14 protein-coding genes are annotated in these 20,526 nt (G+C 72.8%); 6 read left to right on the plus strand and 8 right to left on the minus strand.

Going from position 1 to position 20,526, the window contains the following annotated elements; genetic code table 11:
* Positions 1 to 39 precede the first annotated feature (39 nt).
* Complete coding sequence (locus L3i22_RS18705; protein WP_221328240.1) at positions 40 to 402, plus strand: hypothetical protein; 363 nt, start codon at positions 40 to 42, stop codon at positions 400 to 402.
* Here the strand turns inward: L3i22_RS18705 and L3i22_RS18710 are convergent.
* The 3 genes from L3i22_RS18710 to L3i22_RS18720 all read right to left on the minus strand — a co-directional run bounded on the left by L3i22_RS18710 (position 395) and on the right by L3i22_RS18720 (position 8,448).
* Positions 395 to 4,363, minus strand: a complete 3,969-nt coding sequence (locus L3i22_RS18710) for a hypothetical protein (protein ID WP_221328241.1) — start codon at positions 4,361 to 4,363, stop codon at positions 395 to 397. The two genes, L3i22_RS18705 and L3i22_RS18710, sit on opposite strands and share 8 nt — an antisense overlap.
* A gap of 26 nt (positions 4,364 to 4,389) precedes the next feature.
* Positions 4,390 to 7,380: a hypothetical protein gene (locus L3i22_RS18715; protein ID WP_221328242.1), complete on the minus strand. Its 2,991-nt coding sequence runs from the start codon at positions 7,378 to 7,380 to the stop codon at positions 4,390 to 4,392.
* A gap of 207 nt (positions 7,381 to 7,587) precedes the next feature.
* A complete protein-coding gene (locus L3i22_RS18720) occupies positions 7,588 to 8,448 on the minus strand; it encodes a tetratricopeptide repeat protein (RefSeq protein ID WP_221328243.1) in 861 nt (286 codons plus the stop codon).
* A 71-nt stretch (positions 8,449 to 8,519) separates the two neighbouring features.
* On the opposite strand from L3i22_RS18720, the gene L3i22_RS18725 reads away from it, so the two are divergent.
* A complete protein-coding gene (locus L3i22_RS18725; RefSeq protein WP_255658378.1) occupies positions 8,520 to 9,146 on the plus strand; it encodes a hypothetical protein in 627 nt (208 codons plus the stop codon).
* On the opposite strand, the gene L3i22_RS18730 is transcribed toward L3i22_RS18725, so the two are convergent.
* Positions 9,147 to 9,728 (minus strand): hypothetical protein, encoded by a 582-nt coding sequence (locus L3i22_RS18730; RefSeq protein ID WP_221328244.1) that lies wholly within the window; start codon positions 9,726 to 9,728, stop codon positions 9,147 to 9,149.
* A 42-nt stretch (positions 9,729 to 9,770) separates the two neighbouring features.
* On the minus strand, positions 9,771 to 9,932 hold the full coding sequence (locus L3i22_RS18735) for a hypothetical protein (RefSeq protein WP_221328245.1): 162 nt from the start codon (positions 9,930 to 9,932) through the stop codon (positions 9,771 to 9,773).
* A gap of 197 nt (positions 9,933 to 10,129) precedes the next feature.
* On the opposite strand from L3i22_RS18735, the gene L3i22_RS18740 reads away from it, so the two are divergent.
* The 3 genes from L3i22_RS18740 to L3i22_RS18750 all read left to right on the plus strand — a co-directional run bounded on the left by L3i22_RS18740 (position 10,130) and on the right by L3i22_RS18750 (position 15,085).
* Positions 10,130 to 11,050 (plus strand): ADP-ribosylglycohydrolase family protein, encoded by a 921-nt coding sequence (locus tag L3i22_RS18740; RefSeq protein WP_221328246.1) that lies wholly within the window; start codon positions 10,130 to 10,132, stop codon positions 11,048 to 11,050.
* A gap of 205 nt (positions 11,051 to 11,255) precedes the next feature.
* Positions 11,256 to 14,594 carry a TIR domain-containing protein gene (locus L3i22_RS18745; protein ID WP_221328247.1) on the plus strand — a complete coding sequence of 1,113 codons (3,339 nt, stop codon included), beginning with the start codon at positions 11,256 to 11,258 and terminating at the stop codon, positions 14,592 to 14,594.
* A gap of 11 nt (positions 14,595 to 14,605) precedes the next feature.
* Positions 14,606 to 15,085, plus strand: a complete 480-nt coding sequence (locus L3i22_RS18750) for a hypothetical protein (protein WP_221328248.1) — start codon at positions 14,606 to 14,608, stop codon at positions 15,083 to 15,085.
* Here L3i22_RS18750 and L3i22_RS18755 read toward each other — a convergent pair whose 3' ends face one another.
* Positions 15,086 to 18,058 (minus strand): tetratricopeptide repeat protein, encoded by a 2,973-nt coding sequence (locus L3i22_RS18755; protein WP_255658381.1) that lies wholly within the window; start codon positions 18,056 to 18,058, stop codon positions 15,086 to 15,088. It abuts the gene before it with no gap.
* A 202-nt stretch (positions 18,059 to 18,260) separates the two neighbouring features.
* On the minus strand, positions 18,261 to 18,650 hold the full coding sequence (locus L3i22_RS18760) for a hypothetical protein (RefSeq protein WP_221328249.1): 390 nt from the start codon (positions 18,648 to 18,650) through the stop codon (positions 18,261 to 18,263).
* A 94-nt stretch (positions 18,651 to 18,744) separates the two neighbouring features.
* On the opposite strand from L3i22_RS18760, the gene L3i22_RS18765 reads away from it, so the two are divergent.
* Positions 18,745 to 19,932, plus strand: coding sequence for a WD40 repeat domain-containing protein (locus L3i22_RS18765; protein WP_221328250.1), 1,188 nt, complete (start codon positions 18,745 to 18,747; stop codon positions 19,930 to 19,932).
* On the opposite strand, the gene L3i22_RS18770 is transcribed toward L3i22_RS18765, so the two are convergent.
* The gene (locus tag L3i22_RS18770; RefSeq protein ID WP_255658382.1) at positions 19,919 to 20,500 is read right to left on the minus strand and encodes a TetR/AcrR family transcriptional regulator; all 582 of its coding nucleotides are present in this window, start codon (positions 20,498 to 20,500) and stop codon (positions 19,919 to 19,921) included. The two genes, L3i22_RS18765 and L3i22_RS18770, sit on opposite strands and share 14 nt — an antisense overlap.
* Positions 20,501 to 20,526 lie beyond the last annotated feature (26 nt).

A 20,526-nucleotide genomic window follows, 5' to 3' on the forward strand; every position in this document is an offset into this window, starting at 1 on the left:
TAGCATTTGTGCAGGTCACAACGATTTTCGGGGGTAGTCATGGGCAGGTTGGACAACACTGTCGCGGTGGTGGCCGCGTTCACCGCCGTGGCCGTCGGGGCCACGGCGCTACCGGCGGCGGCATTCGTCACTCCGGTCCTGGGAATGGACTGCGACACCTCGGTCTCCACGAACGAGGCGGGCAACTATCAGGGGGTGGCGCGCTGCACCGCGCACTCCGAGGGCTTCTTCCTGATCGAGGTGAGCTGCAAGTACGGGCTCACCTCGAGATCGAAGCCGGTCGGCGTCAGTGACGGCGACACGAAGACCGTCTCGGCGGGCGACTGCTGGTTCGGGGTGGCGGAGGCCCGGATCCTGGAGAGCGACACGTGGGCGAGCGGCCCGTACCACAGCCTCAGCTGAGGATGTCGGTGTAGACCACCCGGCGCAGCTCGGTGTCGCCGGTGGTGTGCGGCTCGTACTCCTGGACGACGATCCGGTGTTCGTCGTCCAGGCAGGGCAGCCGGCCGGTCCAGGTGACGTGGTCGGCCTCCGCGACTACCGCGGTGAGCTCCACCACCGGCTCGACCTGCGCCCAGCCCAGCTCCGGGTCGGCCACCCGGGTGCGCCGCTCCAGGAACGCGCAGACGCGCGAGGCCCGCTCGGTGCCGATCAGCGCGGCGTAGCCGGAGACCGTGATCAGATAGTCGTCGCCGTGCACCGCGACCGAGGCGGTCCGGCCGCTGACCAGCTGGATGAAGTCGGCGGTGACAATGCTGGACAGGTGGCAGCCGGGCACCGAGTTCGGCTGGTACCGCGCCAGCGCCAGCCGCACGAACGGCAGGTAGGCGGCCAGTTCCACGTCGTCGTGGTCGGTGATCCGGATGTCGGCGTACCAGAGGTCCCGGGTCTTGTCGAAGGTGACCTGGTGCCCGGCCACGTCCACCGGCACGGCCACGCCCGGGTCCGGGACCCCGGCTGCCTTCGCGGCCGCCAGCGGGAACGAGGCCAGGATCGGCCCGTCCGTGATCAGCCCCGAGGTGTTGGCCGGGTCGGCACCCCAGTTCGTGACGTACGGCGACAGCGCCGCGGCCGGGGAGGCCCCGGAGTCGCTCATGATCACCACGCCGAGCAGCTCACCGTCACCGGAGGACCACCACGGCCGCTCCAGGTAGACGCGCAGGCCGCCGCCCAGCCGCCGGCTCGTGCCGGCCACCGGGTCGTCCCAGGCGAAGGCCGGCACCACGTACCGGATCCGGGGCGGGGCCGGCACGGCCGAGTTGAGCACGTCGACCTGGGTGGCCGGGCCCTCCGCGGTCAGCGGCCCGCGGACCAGGCTGACCACCACGCGGGCCCCCTCGGCGATCCGGCCGCCGGCCGTGCGGTGCAGCGTCCGGCCGTCCGGGTCGACCAGGAAGTCGCCGTCGGCGGTGGCCGCGGTGGTGGCGCCGCTGCCGGCCGGCGCGAAGACCGCCCCGGTCACCGCGTCGCGCACCCGGAGGGTAGCCGGATCGGTGTCGGCGGGCAGCCGGGCCGGGGCGGTCGCGGACAGCCGTACGATCGCCTCTTCCCGGAAATGCTCGACGAACGGTGACGTCGCGACGGCGGTGTAGGCGACGCGCCGGTAGCGATGGTCGGGCAACTGGTGCGCGCCGTTGACCGGGATCCGGGCCAGGTCCGGCGCCGGTCCCTCCGGATGGGTCACCTTGACCGAGAACGCGGTGTTGCGGAAGTGCTGCACCGCCGTGGGATCGCCCGGCGTGCCCGGTCCGGCGTCCACCGGCATCTGCCACGCGGCGCGTACGTCGAGGGTCGCGGTGCTCTTCTGGCTGATCTGCATGGCCGAGGTGACCGCGACCGGGGTGGCCCCCGGCTCGCGATGGACCCGCAGCTCGGCCCAGGCCGGGGCGCGCAACGGGGTGCGGACCGCGTGGACCAGCATCAGGTCGCGGGCCGGGGTGAGCGTCCACAGCCGGCCCTCGCACGCGTCGCGGCGCAGCGCGTCCAGATCGATCTTGTTATTTTTCGCCCAGTCCGCCATCCAGCTCCAGACGCCCATCAGTTCCAGGTCGTCGGGGTCGAACCGGGACGAGATCCGCAGCCGGTAGACGTCTCCCGGCTCCAGGCCCACCTCGAGGACCCGGCCGCGGGCCCGCCAGCCGGATCCGCCGGGCGGCACCCGGCGCAGGTCGATCCGGAACGGGCCGTCGAGGTCGACGACCGTCTCCCGGGTCCGTCCCGGCAGGCCGCGCACCAGCGCGGCGCGGGCCAGGACATCGACCAGGTACGGCGGGTCCAGCAGCTCCTGCGGGTACCAGTCCGCGCCCCGGGGCCGCAGGTCGGCGAGGTCGGCCGCGTCGCGCGCATTCAGCATCTGCCAGGCCCGCGGGTCCGGGGCCTGGCCGCGAGCGCGGTCCAGTTCGCCGTGCCACTCGAGCATGGACTGCGCGGTCCGCGGCGGCACCACGTGCCGGGAGGCGAGCGAACGGTCCTCGTGTACGACGGCGTACAGCGGCCCCTCGGCCGGACCGGCCGGCTGGCGCGGCAGCACCGCGGGCGCCTCGACCGGGTCGTAGCGCAGGTAGGCGGCCGCCGGGGTCACCGTGTCCGGCTCGCCGAGGTCGTCCTCGGTGGCCGCCAGCCCGGAGTTGCCCAGGTCGACGGTGCGGGCCCGGAACTGGTACTCGTGCCCGAACCGCAGCCGCGGCAGGCACCCGGGCGGCACCGCGAAACTCGTGCCGAACCGGCACAACGGGTCGATGTCGTCGGCGGGATCCTGGACCGTGTTGTTCGCGCCCACCGGCCGGGTGAGCGGCTCGACGGCCAGACTCCAGCCGCTCCACGAGAGCATCGACTCGGTGATCAGGTGATCGCCGGGCACGTCGTGCGGCACCTGCTGCTCGTCCAGCCGCCGGCCCTGGGTGGTGGCGGTGACCACCGCGGCCTCGTCGGTCACCGGGATGTCGTGCCTGCCGGGTAGCCGGTGCAGTTCGTAGCGGCCCTGCCGCCACATCAGGCTGCGCCAGGGCCCGTCGGCGCCGTCCCGGACGTCCCAGCGCAGGCCGCGCATCAGGTCCTCGGCGTACAGCTCCTGGTCCACCGCGGCCCGGCCGCTCGCCTGAGCGTGCCAGGCCGCATGCAGCTCCAGGGCGGTCTTGAGCCGGCCCGCGAGGTCGGCGGCGCGGTTGTCCTTGGCCACCGTCATCGGGCCGGTACGCAGCGCCGGCAGGGCGAACCCCGCCGGGGTGGCGGGATCTTCGGACTCGCGCCGCGCGTTGCCGCCGCTGACCCGTCGCACCGGTGCGTTGGCCAGCGTGGTGGCGAACTGCACCGCCGCCTTCGCCCCGGCGTCCGGGTCGAGGCACGTCACGCTGTAGCTGTCGGCGCCGAACCGGAGCAGCCCGGCCCCGATCCCGTCACCCTTGCCGGCGGCCTCGAACCGGCCCCCGCCGAGCAGGCAGACCACCGTGGGCAGGTTCAGCGTGATCGCCGGCAGCGCATCCGCCGCGATCGTCAGGGTGACCCGGTAGTCGTTGTGCGGCGGACCGGTCAGGGCCGCGGTCAGGCCAGCGGCCGGCTCGGTCTCGAACTCCAGCACCAGGCCGAGCAACCGCTGCAGCGGGCCGTGGCTCGCGGTCAGCGCCACCGCGTCGTGGAAGTCCCGGTCCTGCTGTGCCGGGGCGCCGCTACGGCGCCGGGGTGACCGGGCGATGTGCGGCGGGCGTTCCTCGCCGAGCGGGGTCAGCACGCCGCTGTGGAAGTCGTCGACCTGCACGAAGGCGCGCCCGATGGCGTCCTCGTCGCCCAGCTGCTCCAGGTTGGTGGTGATCACGCCACCGTTGGTCAGGTACCGCTCCCGCAGCGAACGGCGGTGTCCGTCACGCACCCGCGAACCGCGCCTGGGTGACCCGTCGGTCAGGGCCAGCTGCCGGAACGGCGTGTCGATCAGCGTCTCGTAGCGGGGCAGTTCCTGGGCGCACGTGGCGCCGTGCTGACCCCACTGCTGGGTCAGGAAGTGCACCACGTGCCGGATCGGATACGACCCGACGCGCAGCCGGCTCGACGCCTCCGGCCTCATCGGCGTACGCACCGGGGTCTGCGGGGTGAACATGGCCGTCCACACCCGGCTGTCCGGCGTGGAGAGCCGCCGGCCCGGCGCGGCCAGCAGGTCGACCTCGCCCGGAGCCGTACGGGACACGGTGAGCGACACGCTGAGCCGGGCGGCCACGGCCGGCCAGTCGACGAAACCGGGGAACTGCCCGCCCAGCGTCGCATCCGCGCCGTCGGGGATCAACCGCGGTGCGACATGCACGTCGAAGCGCAGTCCGCCGTGCCGGCCGGCGCCCCGGGGCAGCACGGTGCAGGTCAGAGTCTGGGTTGCCATACGAATCCTCGAATGGGTGCGAGCGCTCAGGCCGGCGCGAAGGCGGCGCAGTGCTGCGCCCACAGGTCGGGGGTGAAGACGTCGCCGAACCGCACCGGCTCGGCGGTCAGCGCGGGCGCCTGCCGGCCGAACGGCAGGCTGTCGCGGTTCAGCTCCCGCCGGCAGGTGATCGACACGGACGTGCTGAACAGGAACAGGTCGATGGAGACGGTCATGGTGGCCTCCCCGATCAGACTGTTCCGGTCGAAGTTGTAGGTGAGCCCGAGGTAGAACTCGACGGTCACGGTGATCAGCCCGAGCACCGACACCGACCCGCGCAGCCGCATGTAGGCGGTCAGCGCGATGGTGGTGCCCCGGTCCCCGTTGTCGATGTTGAAGTGGATGCCCGCCATCATCTCGACGCAGCCGCTGGCCACGCCGAGGTCGATGCTCACCCCCGCGCCGAACTCCAGGGCGAACTCGAAGGACAGCAGCTTCTGCGAGCTCATCGACAGCGCGGCGAACCCGCCGCCGCGCAGGATCCCGACGCCGATGACGAACTTGTTCTCCCTGGTCGCGAAGCTCGCCTCGAACACCACCGGGGTGCCGTCGAAGGGCAGCACCAGGCCGACGTGCACGGTGATGTTCGACAGCGCGAGCACGCCCACCGCCAGGCTCGGCACGGCGACGTTCAGCGCCACGGTCACCCGGTCGCCGGCCGGCACGATCGAGACGCCGTTGCCCTTGCCGAAGCCGATCAGGCTGGACAACTCCTTGACGAACGCCAGCGCACCCAGGAATTCCACGTCGCCGATGTCGCAGTGCAGGTCGGGCTTGGCCCCGCTGCTGTCGGTGAACCGGAGCGTCTTGACCTGCACCCGCAGCAGCAGGTCGGGCCCCTTTTCAGCGAAGAATGCCAGATGTACGCCGCTGAGCGTGCCGCGCGTGTCATGGGTGGGCGGCTTGCCGATCCGGGCCGTCATCCGGATGTCGAGCTCCAGCGTGCTGCCGTCGTCGACCTGCAGGATGGACACCGACTTCAGCTTCGGCTTCCACACCATCGTCGTCTCGACGCCGTCCGGCAGGTCCCGGGTGGTGATCTTCAGGGCCTGCTCGGGATTGGGCGTCTCCTGCTTCGGGAGCAGGCCGGCCAGCACCTCGTGCAGCGTCAGGTCGCCCAGCAGTTTGGCGTCCGGCGTGAAGACCGCCGACGGGTCGAAGAGCCCCTTCGCCGCACTCTCCACATCGCCGGCCACCGGTCCCAGGGAGCGCGACAGCCCCACGATGGCCATCTGCGGGGTGGCCACCCCGGTCGCCTCGGCCGGCACCGCCAACGTCGGGCCGGTACCCACGGCCGCCAGAAAGACTTCGCCGGGTGCCTTGAAGCCGTCGTTCACGTAGCCGGAGAAGTACCGGTAATCGCTGGTGATCGCCTCGGAGGCGCCGCTGAGCGCCGCGACGTGCGGCAACTCCACCTGAAAGCTCTGCACCGAGGGGAACGGCAGGTCACCGGAGGCCGGGCCGCCCAGCAGCATCTCGTGGACCACCACCCGGGTGGCCGCCGGGTCGTCCGACAACGGTGCCACCGAGATCGGTACCCCGCCCACAGCCGCCGTCCGAAACTTCTTGTCAGCCTTGTCGTACCACTCGGACAGGGCGCTGAGCGCGGCCCCGGCCGCTGCCGGCCGCCGGCCCATCCCGGTGGGCCGGGCGCCCGCCACAAAGAACGCGGGTGCCTGGAAGTCGGCCTGCCCCTTGCCGTGGTCGGTTCCCCGCCAGGGGAACTGGACCGGCGTTCCGTCCACCGCGACCACGAGTCGCCCGCCCGCGAAGACTTTCGGGTCCGGGCCCAGGTCCGGGGTGGTCTCCAGCATCGCGCGCAGCCGGGTGAACGGCATCGCGCGTCCCCCGGCGGGCGTTTCCGGGTCCGCGCCGTAGTCGCGCTCCCGCTCCAGGATCATGATGAATTCGCGCTTGCGCAGATAGCCGCGCCGGCCGTGCCCACCCTGAAGGATCTTGCGTTCGCTCACCGTGACCAGAGCCGCCCGGTGCCCGAACGGGAACAGGTAGCCCTCATCGACCACCCGCACGTAGTGGTCGCGGCCGAGCGTCGCCCGGTGCTGCCAGCCGACCACGGACGGGTCGTCCGTGGCCGGCGGCGGCCAGCTCGCATCGCTGATCAGCCAGCCGCCGAGGCTGGTCAGCATCAGCGTGTTCACGTCGATCGGCGCACGATCCAGCGTCCAGGTCGGCCGCGGGTCACAGGTCCGGCGCACGATGCCCAGCCGATCGGCGGCCGACATGGCCGGGCTCGGCAATTCGTCCGGTGGGTCCGGCGGCAACGTGGGCGGTGCCTGGATCCACGCCGGCATCTGCTCGTACCGGGCCCAGACAGCGCGGACGGTCCGGCCCGCGGGATCGCTCTCGTCGACGCCGCCCGGCGCTGTCGCCTCCCGTACGCCCAGCCGGGTGTGCCACAACTCGGTCCAGCCGTCGCGGGCGGTGCCCGGGCGGACCCGGTGCGCCCAGCCGGCGTTGTGGTGCGGCGACAGCTGCAGTCGGTACGGGATCTCCAGGCAGGTCTCGGTGTCACCGGGAGCACGCGGGAGCGTCCCCGCCGGGAACACCAGCGGCCCACGCGGCGTGGCCAGCGGCACCACCCGCGGTATCCACCGATTCCAGTCCAGCAGCCAGTCGAGCGTCGCGGGGCACGGCAGCGCGCCGGTCACCTCGAACGCGAGCCGGCTCGGCTCGGCGGCCCTGGTCCGCATCGGCTCATCCGGCACCGCCGGGTTGTCCGGCGAGGTCTGCTCGGCGATCGACTGGGTCGGGAACCGGACCACCACGTAGGACGGCTCGTCCCCGTCCACCGCGACCAGCCGGGCGCTCGACCTGTCGAGCCGGATGTTGTGCAGGTCGAAGGCCAGCTCGGCGAAGTCGAGCCGGCGCCGCCAGGTCAGCGTCAGGATCCCCGGGCCGGCCGGCGGCTGCGCCGGCCTTTCCCCGCCCGGCAGCGGCAGGCCCGGAAGAGCCGGCACCGCCGATTCTGGATTCGGCACCGTACCGGCGAGCAATCCGCCCGCCATCCCGAGTAAACCTCGCCGACTGAGACTCACCGATCGCCACCGTTCACCGACGCCCATGACCGATCCTCAGAATGATCAACGGCCCGCGCCCGCCATGGCGGATTTCCCCGAACCTCGCCCGATCGAGCGGAGTCACCGCTGTCAGGGACAGCCGGGTGCTCAGTCCTCGAGCAGCTCTCGCAACGCCGCCTCGGCCAGCGTGTCCCCGCCCGCCGCGGCCTGCCGGAAGTGTCGCTCGGCACCGGCGAGGTCACCGTGGCGTTCGAGCAGAACCGCGAGGTTGTGATGTGCGTGCCGATCGCCGAGCTCCGCGCCGGCGCGGTAGGCGGCTTCCGCGGCGGCGTCGTCGCCGAGCACATCGGCGTAGAGGTTGCCCAGCGGCACCATGCTCTCGGTCTCGCCCAGCTCCATGCCACGCAGGAACACCAGGCGCCCCTCCTCGACCCGCCCCGTGGTCACCAGCAGGGCGCCGAGGTCCGCGCGGGCCGACGGGTACAGCTCCGCTCCGGCCCGCAGGTCAGGCTCGAGGGCCGGGTCGAGGCTCTCGTCCCACCGCCAGCAGGCCAGCACCGCCGCGGCCCGCTCGTGGCCCGCGGCACTGGCGCGTTCGACCGCCGCCAGGGCCGCGCCATGCTCGCCCAGTTCCCGCAGGCAGAAGGCGAGCATCAGCGGGCCGCCGCTGTCGCCGGCCCGCTCGGCCTGCTGGTAGGCGCGCATCTCGCCGGCCAGGTCGCCGAGTTCGTGCAACACCATGCCCAGGTTCAGCCACGCATCGGTTACGCCGCGATCGAGGGCAAGCTGGTAGGCGGCCACCGCCTCGGGAAAGCGTCCCAGCCCGAACAGGGTGTTGCCGAGGTTGAAGGCGCCGTCGCCGTCGCCGAGCTCCGAGGCCCGCCGGAAGCAGTACTCCGCGCCCTCGGCCTGGCCGCTGTCCGCGAGGTCGCACCCGATGTCGACCAGCTCGTCGACGTCGGCGGTCGCGTGCGCCCTGCGCAGCAACCGAGCTGATGCCGTCTCCACGATCTTGATCGTCCTCAGTTGCGTTGACCGGTACCGCGGAGAGGGGCGCTCTGCGATAGCGTCCACGGCTCGTGGATCAAGTAGAGCATGCGGCGCCGGCCCGGCGCGGACTGTGGCAGTCCAAAACCTTCCTGGCCGGTGCCGTCATCGCCGGGTTCCTGGTGCTGGTCGCCGGCCTGGGGCCGCTGCTCACCGCGATGACCGGGCAGGACTACCTCAGCTTTCACCTCGACAGCATCGATACCGACGGGATGCCGCGGGGTGACTTCGGCGGGATCAGCGGCGAGCACTGGCTCGGCGTCGAGCCGGCGACCGGCCGCGACCTGTTCGCCCAGGTCGTGGACAGCCTGCGGTTCTCGCTCGCCGTGGCGCTGGGCGCGGCTGCCGTCGAGGTGCTGATCGGCGTGCTGGTAGTCGCCGCGGTGACCCGCCGCAACGTTCGCCGCCTGCTGGGGCCGGCCCTGGTGTACGGGGCACTGCTCGTGCCCGTCGACCTGATCATCGAGGTCAGGACCGCGTTCCTGGGATTCGGTCTTCGCCGGCCGCCGGCCCCGTCGTGGGGCGGGATGCTGTTCAGCGCAACGTCCTGGTACGGCACCGACCCCGCTTTCCTGCTCGTGCCCGGCCTGTTGCTGGTCGTGACCGTGCTGGCGTTCCTGCTGCTCGGCGCCGGGCTGTACCGCCGGTTCGTCGCCTGATCAGGCTTCGTGCAGCTGTTGGTGCGCCACCCGGGCAGGTGCCGCGTAGCCGGCCGAGATGAAGGTCGTATCCGCGCCGCTGTAGATGTGCAGATCGGTGCCGGCGAACCGCATCAACAGGCCTTGGGTGATCCAGCCCTGCACCTCGTCCATCGGCAGTTCCCCGGTGAGGTCGGCCTCGCCGGGGAAGTACGGATCTTCGGTCGCCGCCCACCCGGTCAGGACACGGCCCGCGACGGCGGCGAGCGCGGGCGGCTGCGACGGACGCCACTCGTGCGGTCGGTCGACAAGCGTGGCTGGCGTCAGCAGATCAATGGTGTTCCAGGTGACCGACAATTCGTCCCAGCCCTGCCAGGCGAGCTCCAGCTGAACACCGTTGTCGAACACCAGCACCACCGGAAGAACCGGTTGCCATCGATCCCGCACCGGATCCCAGCCGACCCAGCCCTCCCGCAGCCTGCGGCCGACAAGCCCGAGCAGCCCGGACCGCTGGCGGTGCAACTGCTCCGGCGCGGCCACGAAGTCCGACCGCCATCCGGAGATCGCCTCGTCCCAGCGCGCCTTTCCGCCGCCGTGTTCCACAACGCGATCATACGAATCTCATAGCTGTCGCACCCGCCCGCGTCACCCGGCGTTGGCGAGCGGCGTCTCGTCGAGCGAATCGAAAACGCGTACCGCTCCGGCATTTTCTAATTCCTCAACCACAAAACCCCCTGTGCGTACGGCGTTGGAGTCCCAGGTGGAGTCGCCGACCGTCACCCCGGCGGCCGATGTGAGATCGATCATTGTCGTGGTGAGGCACCAAACGGCGCCGGTGAACGTCTATCTCAATGGACGACAGCGCACCTCGGTGGCTGATCGGCCAGGCTGCCCGGTGCGGGCGGCGCGGACCTGGCGGCAGCCGCCCAGATGCCCCCCATGCGGGCGGCTGCCGCCGGCTCTGCCCGCCGGTATCCCGGTGGCCCAGCGCGGATGCTCCGGGCATGATCGTCGAGGTGACGAATCGGGGTGCCGCGGAGTCGGCGATGCGGGGTCTGGCGCTGGGTGACGCGTTCGGCGAGACGTGGCTGCTGCGGCCGGCCGCGACGGTGCAAACCGATCTGGATCAGCGTGTGCTCGCCGACGGGCCGTGGTCGTGGACCGACGACACCGCGATGGCGCTGTCGCTGCTGCGGATCCTGGACCGGCACGGGCACGTCGAGCAGGACGCGCTGGCGGAGGCGTTCGCCGAGTCGTACGCCGCTGATCCCTATCGGTCCTACGGCGGTTCCATGCACGAGGTGCTGCGCTCGATCGGCGCGGGCCAGGCCTGGCCGCAGGTGACCCGGCGCAAGTTCGACGGGATGGGCTCGTGGGGCAACGGTGCGGCGATGCGGGTGGCCCCGCTGGGCGCGTGGTTCGCCGGCGACCTGGACACGGTGGTGGCCGAGGCGGCCCGCTCGGCGGAGGTGACCCACGCGCACCCGGAGGCGATCGCCGGCGCGGTGGCGGTCGCGGTCGCGGCGGCGCTGGCCGTCACCGGGATCGCCGGCGGCGAGCTGGTCGCCGCGGTCGCCGCCCGCACGCCGGACGGTGAGGTCGCCTCGCGCCTGCGCCGGGTGGCCCGGGTGGCGCCCTCCGCCGACCCGCGGCACGTGGCCGGGATGGTCGGCTGCGGCGAGCTGATCTCGGCCGCCGACACCGTCCCGTTCGCGCTCTGGTGCGCCGCCGCCCACCTCGACGAGCTGACCGAGGCACTGTGGGCGACCGCACTGCCCGGCGGCGACACCGACACCACGTGCGCGATCGTCGGCGGCATCGTCGCCGCCCGCACCGGCGTGACCGGCGTGGCCGCCGAGTGGGCTGCCCTCTGCGAGCCGCTGCCGGACTGGGTGATCGGGGCAGGCCGGTCGCGGTCTCGGTGACACCCGGGGACAGGCACCGGGTGAACGTTTTAACGGCCGGGCATTCACGGGGGAGAATGCCCGGCCTGGGTAGATCAAAGCACACGACCACAGCTCCCCGCCATCCGGTCCCTCCTGGTGTGTGGCAAAAGTCCGCTCGCTTTACCTGTGGACCGCCGCCATGGAGAATCAGCCCCCGCTGATCACGTCAACCGCAGGAACAGTCATGCCATTCGATGGGTTCATCTCCTACAGTCACGCCGCCGACGGGCGGCTGGCACCGGCTGTTCAGCGCGGTCTGCACCGCTTGGCCAAGCCGTGGCACCAGCGGCGCGCACTGTGGATCTTTCGGGATCAGACCGGCCTGGCGGTGACCCCCAAGCTGTGGACCTCCATTCAGGAGGCGCTGGACGGCTCGAACCACTTCGTGCTGCTGGCCTCGCCGGAGGCGGCCGCCTCCCCGTGGGTGAACCGGGAGATCGAGCACTGGCTGGCGACCAAGTCGGCCGATCACATCCTGCCGGTGGTGACCGACGGCGAGTGGCGCTGGGATGCGGCGGCGCGCGACTTCACCGAGGGCTCCACCGCGGTGCCGGCCGCGCTGCGGGGCGTGTTCGCCGAGGAGCCGCTGTTCCTGGACCTGCGCTGGGCCCGCGACGACCTGCATCTGAGCCTGCAGCACGTCCGCTTCCGCGACGCCATCGCGCAGCTGGCCGCGCCGATGCACGGGGTGAGCAAGGACGAGCTGGAGGGCGAGGACGTCCGCCAGCACCAGCGGGCCCGCCGGTTGTGGACGGTGGCCACGGCGATGCTGGTGCTGCTGACCGTGGTCGCGTCGCTGACCGGGGTGGTCGCGGTCCACAACGCCGAGCGGGCCACCGCCGCGGCGGCCGATGCCCGTCAGCAGCAGCAGGTCGCCTCGCAGCAGCGCGGCAACGCCGAGCGGGCCACCCAGGAGTCGCAGCGCCAGCAGGAGAACGCCCAGGTCCAGGAGGACCGGGCGCGGGTGGCGAAGGCCGAGACGCAGCGCCAGACCCAGCTCGCCCACGATCAGCGGGCGCTGGCCGAGGACGCGTCCGCCGAGGCCAAGCGCGAGCAGGCCGAAGCCGGCGTGTACCGGGCCGCCGCGCTGCGTGAGAAGGCCAACGCCGAGCAGCAGCAGGCACTGGCCAAGAGCGCCGGCGCGGAGGCCGAGCGGCAGAAGGCCAACGCGGCGCGGCAGATGGCCAACGCCCGCCGGCAGCAGGCGCTGGCGGATCAGGCGAGCGCGCGGGCGGCCGAGCAGAAGAAGCTCGCCGAGGCGTACCTGGTGCTGGCCGATCAGGCCGAGGCCGAGCGCAAGCGGCAGGAGAAGCTGGCCCAGGAGGCGGCCGAGGAGGCCCGCCGCCAGCGGGAGGCGGCGGCCCTGCAGCAGCGTGTCGAGATCAGCGGCCGGCTGCTGCGCCGGGCCCGCGCGATGATCACCGACGATCCGAAGAAGGCGCTGATGCTGGGGGTGGCCGCGCAGCGGCTGAACCCGGACGCGCGCACCGGCGAGCAGCTCAGTCACCTGATCATGGCGACGCACTATGCCGGGGTGCTCGGCGACGTGAGCCAGGTCGAGGGCATCGCCGGGCAGGCGGTCGCGGCCGTCGGCACGGCCGGGGCGGTGTCGTTGTGGAGCACGGCCGACCCGGCGAAACCGGTCCGGCTGGCCACCCTGCCCGGTGCCACGAGCGGCGCCACCACGCTGGCGGCCGGCCCCAACGGACGTACGCTCGCGGTTTTGGATCGTGGTCCGGAGGCGACGCTGTGGGACGTGAGCGATCCGGCGCACCCCACGTTGAAGGCGACGCTGAGTGACGCGGCGGGGATCACGGCGGTGAACCTGAGCCCGGACGGGCACACCGTCGCGGTCAGCGACCAGGATCAGCAGACCGTGCTGTGGGATCTGGCCGGGGCCGAGCCGGTCATGCTCGCGACGCTGCCCGCGGCGTACCCGCTGATGTTCAGTCCGGACGGGCGGACCGGGGTGAGCAGCGGCGCCGCGGTGACCGTCTGGGACCTGAGCGATCCGGCGCACCCGGTGGCGGGCGCCAAGCTCGCGCTGACCTGGGGCGATCAGATCACCGACGCGATCATCGCGGTCAACCCGGCGCTGCCGATGGTGGCGGTCGAGGGGGCCAACGACTACGTGTGGATGTGGAACCTGCAGGATCCGGCCTCGCCGCAGCTGGGTGGCTCGCAGCTGGCCGCGCCCGGCGACGCCCGGCTGAGCGCGATGTCGTTCAGCCCGGACGGGAGCACGCTGGCGATGGCCGACACCGACGGCAGCGTCACCTGGTGGGCCGTCGAGGACGACGCGTGGCCGTGGCTGTCGACCGTGCTGGCCAGCGTGACCACCCGCGACGGCCCGATCAAGTCGATGAGCTTCGGCACCGACGGGCGCACCCTGGCCACCGTCGGCAGCCGTCGCTCGGCGATGACGCTGTGGAGCACCCAGGGCCGCTACCCCCGCAAGGCGACCGCGACGCTGCCCGGGCCGTTCCCCGGGCCGATCGTGGGCCTGGCGTTCGGGGCCGGCGATCGTTCGCTGATCACCGCGGGCTATCAGGGCAGCGAGGTGCCGTGGGACCTGAGCGATCCGGCCGCCCCGGTCCGCGGTGCCACCGTGCCGCTGACCGACGGCACGGCCGAGGGGATCACGCTCAGCCCGGACGGCCGGATCCTGGCCGTCACCGGCACCGACAAGAAGGTCACGCTGCTCGATATGAGCAACCCCGCCGAGCCGGTACAACTGGCCACCGTCGACGACGGCGGGGACATCGTGCGCTCGGTGCGCTTCAGCCCGGACAGCCGGACCCTGATCGTCGGGCGCCGCGACGGCAAGACCACCTGGTGGGACCTGACCGATCCGCGCAATCCCGACAAGCTGACCGATCTGACGCTGCACAACCCGGTGCCGGCCATCGCGTTCAGCCCGGACGGGCACACGGTGGCCTTCTCCGAGGGCTACGCGGTGTCGCTGTGGGACATCACCGACCGGACCGCCCCGGCCGAGATCACCTCGATCGCGCTCAACGACTTCATCAGCTACAGCGCGACCTCGCTGGCGTTCAGCCCGGACGGGCGCACCCTGGCCGCCGGCACCGACAACTCGACCATCCTGCTGTGGGACGTCGCCGACCCGGCGCAGCCCAGCCAGGTCGCCGTACTGACCGGGCACAGCAACACGGTGCGCTGGGTGGCCTTCGGCGCGGACGGGACCACGCTGGCCAGCGTGAGCTTCGAGAACGCGATGATGCTCTGGGACATCGCCGACCCGGCCAGCCCGGTCCGGTTCGCCACCATGAAGACCCCGGATCTGCAGAGCTACAACGTGGCGATCAGCGCGGACGGGCGGACCCTGGCGGCCGGCGGCACCTACGGCGCGGCGAGCAAGAGCGTCACGCTCTGGGACACCACCGTGCCCGCCGAGCTGGCCGCCGATCCGGGTGGGCAGGCCTGCGCGATCAGCGGCCGGGGGCTGACCGCGACCGAGTGGAGCCAGTACATTCCGGAACTGCCCCACCAGTCCACCTGCTGAAGGGAATCGATGTGCGGTTCGGTATCACGGGTCACCGGACGCTGCCGCCGCGCATCGCCGACCGCGCGCGCGAGCACTGGCGCCGGGTGCTGCCCGAGGGCGCCGGCCTGCTCGGGGTCTCCTGCCTGGCCGACGGCGCCGACCAGCTGTTCGCCGCGCACGTGCTGGCCACCGGCGGCACCCTCGAGGCGGTGCTGCCCGCGCCGTGCGGGCCGTATGCCGGCACGCTGAGCGCCGACGGCGGCCAGGCCCGGTTCGAGACGTACGTGCGGGCCGCGGCGACGGTGCTCACCATGCCGTTCCCGCAGCCGTGCGACCAGGGCTATCTGGCCGCCGGGCAGGCCGTGGTGGACCGCTGCGACCACCTGTTCGCGCTCTGGGACGGGCTGCCCGCCCGCGGGCTGGGCGGCACCGCCGACATCGTCGCCTACGCCCGCTCCCGGGACCGCCCGGTCACCGTGCTGTGGATCGACGGGGTGCGCCGGGCCTGATCACCGCGCGGCCGGCACCGGGACCCGCAGCTCGGCGAAGAGCTGACCGGCCCGCTGCTGGTGCGACCGCGCCCGGTCGAGGTCGCCGGCCTCGCGCAGCGCCGCGGCGATGCCGTCGTGCGCGCGGGCCGTCTCGTACCGGTCGCCGATCTCCTCGGACAGCTCCAGGGCCTGGCCGTGCTGCACCCGGGCCTCGCCGATGTCGCCGCCGGCGCGCAGCACCCGGCCCAGGTCGTTGAGCGCCTCGGCCTCGCTGGCCCGGTCGCCGATGCGCCGGTGCAGCACCAGGGCCGCGCGCAGGTGCCCGGCCGCCTCGGCCAGCCGGTCCTGACCGGCGAGCACCGCGGCCAGGTCGCTCAGCACGTACGCCTCGGCGGTCCGGTCGCCGGATCGCCGCACCGTGCCCAGGCTCTGCTCCAGCGCGGCGGCGGCCTGCTCGAGCGGCGCCGGGCGGTGCGGCAGCCGGGCCAGCAGCGAGAGCACGTACGCCTCGCTGAACGGGTCCCCGAGCGCCGTGTACAGCTCCAGCGCCGAGGTGAACCGCTGCTCCGCCTGCTTCTCGTCGCCCAGGCGCGCGTCGATGAGCCCGAGCCGCACCAGCGCGTCGGCCTGCCCGGCGTCGTCGGCCAGCTGCTCGTACCGCGTCCAGGCCCGCTGATAGTGCTCGGCGGCCTGCCGGTAGTCGCCCAGCAACCAGTCCACACTGCCCAGGTTGCGCAGCACCATCGCCTCGGCCGCCGGCTCACCCAGCTGCGCATAAAGATCCAAGGCTTGCCGGTACGTCTCGGCGGCCTTGTGTGGCCGGCCCTGTCGCCGGTGCAGCCGCCCCAGGTGCGACAGCGCCCGGGCCTGCGCCGCCCGGTCGCCGCCGGCCTGCGCCGCGGCCACCGCGGAGGCCGTGACGGTGACCGCCTCGACGGCCGGCCCGCCCGCGTCCAGATACCGGAACAGCGTCTCGGCCAGCTCGACGGTGTGCCGGTACCAGCCGTGCGCGGTCGCATACGTGCAGACCACCGCCAGGTTGGGCCGTTCCGCCTCGATCCAGGCCCGGGCCGCGTCCGGATCGCCGTCCACGGCGGCGCCGTCCTGCGGATACAGCGTGGCCGTCGCCGCCACCGACCCGGCCAGATAGTGGTCGAACAGCCGGGTCAGCGCGGCCCGCCGCTCCGGCTCCGGGTCGTGACCGGCGGCCAGCTCACCGGCGTAGGCGCGCAGCAGGTCGTGCATGCTGTAGCGGCCACCGCGGCCGGCCTGCACCAGGCTGGCACGCACCAGCACACCGAGCAGCCGGCGCGCCTCACCGGGATCGGTATCGGTCAGCGCGGCCACCGCGTCGACGTGCGCGGTCTCGCCCGGGTGCAGCCCGAGCAGCCGGAACACCCGGGCCGCGGCGGCCGGCAGGTTCCGGTACGACCAGGAGAACACCGCCCGTACCTCGGCCCTGGGGTCGCCGCCGGCATCCAGCAGATCCAGGCGCACCCGGTGATCGCCCAGCTCGGCGACCAGCTCGGTCAGCGGCACGTCACCGCGGTCGGCGGCCAGCTCGGCGGCGATCCGCAGGGCCAGCGGCAGCCGCGCGCACGAGCGGGCCAGCACCTCGGCGGCGGCCGGCTCCTCGTCCACCCGTACCCCGATGAGCCTGCGCAGCAGCCCCAGCGCGTCGCCCAGCGGAAGCAGATCGAGGTTGACCCGTTCGGCGCCGTGCACGGCCACCATGCCGGGCAGCGAGTCGCGGCTGGTGATCAGTACCAGACAGGAGCCGGTGCCCGGCAGCAGCGGCCGGACCTGCTCCACCGAGGACGCGTTGTCCAGCAGCACCAGCATCCGCCGCCCGGTGACCTCGGAGCGGTACCGTCCGGCGCGCTCGTCGGTGCCCGCCGGGATCTCCGGCCCGCGTATCCCGAGCGCGCTGAGGAACCCGGCCAGCGCGTCCCCGACGGCGACCGGCTGCTCGGCGTCGTAACCGCGCAGATTCACATACAGCTGCCCGTCGGGAAACGCGTCGCGGACCCGGTGCGCCCACCGCACGGCCAGCGCCGACTTGCCCACCCCGGCGGTGCCCGAGAGCAGGGCGACGGTCAGCGGCGGCTCGTCCCCACCGGGCGAAACCAAAAGACGATCAAGAGCGGCGAGCTCTTCGGTACGGCCGGTGAACGCGCGCACGTCGGCCGGCAGTTGGGCGGGCACCTGCACCGGTGCGGCGACCGGCGCCCCGGGTCCACCGGCGGGCACCTCCAGCGCGGGCTCGGCCGCCAGGATCTGCTCGTGCAGCCGGCGCAGCGCCGCCCCCGGATCACTGCCGAGCTCGTCGGCCAGGCCGCGGCGGATCCGCCGGTACTGCTCGTCGGCGTCGGCCTGGCGCCCGCACCGGTACAGCGCCAGCATCGCCTGCCCGGCCAGCCGCTCGTCGAGGGGATGCTCGGCGACCGCGGCCAGCAGGCCCGCCAGCAGCTCCCCGTGCCGGCCCAGCCGCAGCAGCACGTCGTTGCGGTCCAGCTCGGCGGCGAACCGCTCGCCGAGCAGCGTGCGCCGCATCCCGTCCAGCCAGGGCGTGTCCAGCCCGGCGAACGGGTCGGCGCGCCACAGCCCCAGCGCCTGGGTGATCAGGTCGGCGGCGGCCCGGTCCGGCTCGGCGGCCCGGGCCTGGGTCATCAGCCGGCGGAACCGGTGCAGGTCGACCGTCTGCGGATCCACGGTGAGCAGGTAGCCGCCCGGCTCGCGCCGGATCTCCACCCGGTCGGCGCCGGCGATCGCACCCCGCAGCCGCGACAGGTAGCTGTAGAGCGCGCCGGCCGCCCGCTGCGGCGCGTGCCCGCCCCACACCCGGTCGATCAACTGGTCCACAGTGACCGGCCGGCCCGCCTCCACCAGCAGGATGCCCAGCACGGAGCGCTGCCGCGCGTGCCCCAGCTCGGCGAGCCGCCCGTCGATCCGGGCCTGCACCACACCGAGCACACCGAACTCCGCCGCCAACTGACCTCCGCACGCCCGTCGCCCACCAGGCGATTCAAGAAATCCACAAGGAAAGTACGAGTCTCCCACGCTTCGTACAAGGTCCACCGGCGAGCATGGACATCGTTGCAGGGAGGCAGGTCGCTCTCGCCCGGTTACGCATGCGTACGGGGGAATCGGGAACGCCACCCGAAGGCGATGGGTGACCTGCCCTGCAACGGCCCTACTGCGGATGGAAGCCGCGGCGGTAGGCGACGAGCTTGGCGGTGGAGCCGAGCACCGCCGAGAGCACGAACGCCAGGTAGATGACGTTGGCGATCCAGAAGTAGCCGACCTCGGCCAGCGCCAGCAGCATCGCGGCCAGCGCTCCGGCCACGACCAGCGACTGCCCGATGTGCTCGCCGAACCGGCCGATCTCACGGTCGCGCTGGTCGCGCCGGCCGTCCCCGCTGAAGAACGTGGCGACGGCGATGTTGACGACGATCGCGCCGCCGACCGTCCAGAGCAGCGCCGGCGCGTAGTCCAGCCCGGCCGCGAGCAGCACCAGATAGCTCACGTACGCCACCACGCTGGTCACTGCCAGGGACCAGGCCCGCCGTTCCTCAGTGGTCATGCCGTACAAGGTAAAACATCTTTTACATCGAGTCAAAGATTCTTGACATGATCCCGTGCGACAGAATGGGTGATCACGGGGGAGAGGTGGACCGATGCGGGAACCAGCGGTGTTCACGGCGGCGCGCGCCGGTGACCTGCCGGCGCTGCGGTGGGTGCTGGACGAGGATCCGGCGGCAGCGACCGCGCGTGGCTGGATGGGCGAGACGCCGCTGCACTGCGCGGTCCGGTCCGGCGACGTCGAGATGGTCGCGCTGCTGCTGGCGGCGGGCGCCGATGCGTCCGTATGCGACAATGGCGGCAGTAGCCCGGCGCACCTCGCGCGTGCCCGCGGCCTGGCCCTGGATGCTCCGCTCACCGAGCCCATGGATCCGGGCACCGTGGTCGCGAGCGCGCAGTCCGCGTTGCGTGTCAGCGGCGCCGGGCGCACCGCCTTCGACGTCGCCGGGCACGCGACCCTGGTCCGCTGGGGCCTCGACAAGATGTGGCCGGAAGTGATCGTCGCGACCGAGCACGCCGCGATCGGCGACCTCGCGGTTCATCCGAGCCGCCCACTGGTCGCGGTCGCGCCGACCGAGGGCCCGGTCGAGCTGCGCGGCGACGACTTCGCGAACCCGCAGCTGATCCACGAGCTGTGCGACATCACCGCCCTGGCGTTCTCGCCCGACGGCCGGCTGCTGGCCGCGGCCGGGGGCCTCGAACGGATCATGCTGTTCGACCTGCAGACGCGGAGGATCACCGCCGACGCGGAGGCCGGCGAGCGCAACGGCTCGGTGGCGTTCTCGCCCGACGGGACGCTGCTCGCGACGACCTGCTCATTTCAAACCGGGGCGCACGTACGCGTCGACCGGGTCACCGACGACGGCGCCCTGGAGCCCCTCGCGCGGATCGAGCGGGCGGCCCGCGACACGATCCCGGCCGCCGTCTTCGCGCCGGACGGCCGCTACCTGGTGATCTGGGAGACCTCCGGAATCATCGACAAGCGGGACACCTCCGGCTACCGCGGCGACCTGCTGCTGACCGACACCGACGGGTTCGTCGTCTGGCAGCGCCGGGTCGAGGTCGACGGCGGGCCGCAGTACTGGATCACCACACCGTGCCTGAGTCGCGACGGCGCGAGCATCGCACTCGGGCTCGACGGCGTGCTCCTGCGGTTCCGGACCAACGACGGCACGCCGTTGCCGTCCCGGCGCATCGACGGCAACGCCATCGCGGTGGCTACCGCCGGTCGGCGCCTGATCGTCGCCACCGACCGGTCCCTGCTGTCGATCAAGGCGAGCTAGGGGTCACCTGGCCGATCAGCATGGTGAGCAGTTCGTCGCCGGTGACCTGCCACTTCTCGGCGGTCAGGTGGCCGTTGTTCTCCATCGCGACCACGCCCTGCACGCCGGCCATCAGCAGCGCGCCGATCGGGCGGGCCCGCTGCGGATCGCCGACCACGTCCGCGACCAGCGACAGGAACAGGTCGTGGGTGCGCGAGACCGCGGCCATCGCGTCGGGGGTCTCCGCGGTCGGCGCGGTGAACATCAGCGCGTAGGCGTGCGGGCGGGCCCGGCCGACCTGCATCAGCCCGGCCAGCGCCCGGTGCAGCCGCTCGGCCGGCGATCCGCCCTGCTCGGCGAGCAGGGCGTCGAGCTGCGCGCCGATCGCCTCCCAGCTCTCGGTCGCCACCGCGGCGAGCAGGTGGTCCTTGTCCGGGAAGTGCCCGTAGGGCGCGCTGCGCGACACCCCGGCGCGGGCGCCCACCGCCCGCAGGGTCACCGCGTCGGGTCCGCCCTCGTCGAGCAGGTCGGCCGCCGCGTCGATCAACGTGCGCCGCGTGGCCGCCGCGCTCTCCACCCTGGTCACCACGCCGGCAAATCTACCTGACGTTGTCA

Source organism: Actinoplanes sp. L3-i22, from assembly GCF_019704555.1.
Lineage (GTDB): Bacteria > Actinomycetota > Actinomycetes > Mycobacteriales > Micromonosporaceae > Actinoplanes.

Excerpts from the sequence above, each read along its gene's own strand:
- L3i22_RS18705 (WP_221328240.1), top strand. The coding sequence starts at position 40 with ATGGGCAGGTTGGACAACACTGTCGCGGTGGTGGCCGCGTTCACCGCC.
- L3i22_RS18710 (WP_221328241.1), bottom strand. The coding sequence starts at position 4,363 with ATGGCAACCCAGACTCTGACCTGCACCGTGCTGCCCCGGGGCGCCGGC.
- L3i22_RS18735 (WP_221328245.1), bottom strand. The coding sequence starts at position 9,932 with ATGATCGATCTCACATCGGCCGCCGGGGTGACGGTCGGCGACTCCACC.
- L3i22_RS18740 (WP_221328246.1), top strand. The coding sequence starts at position 10,130 with ATGATCGTCGAGGTGACGAATCGGGGTGCCGCGGAGTCGGCGATGCGG.
- L3i22_RS18745 (WP_221328247.1), top strand. The coding sequence starts at position 11,256 with ATGCCATTCGATGGGTTCATCTCCTACAGTCACGCCGCCGACGGGCGG.
- L3i22_RS18760 (WP_221328249.1), bottom strand. The coding sequence starts at position 18,650 with ATGACCACTGAGGAACGGCGGGCCTGGTCCCTGGCAGTGACCAGCGTG.
- L3i22_RS18765 (WP_221328250.1), top strand. The coding sequence starts at position 18,745 with ATGCGGGAACCAGCGGTGTTCACGGCGGCGCGCGCCGGTGACCTGCCG.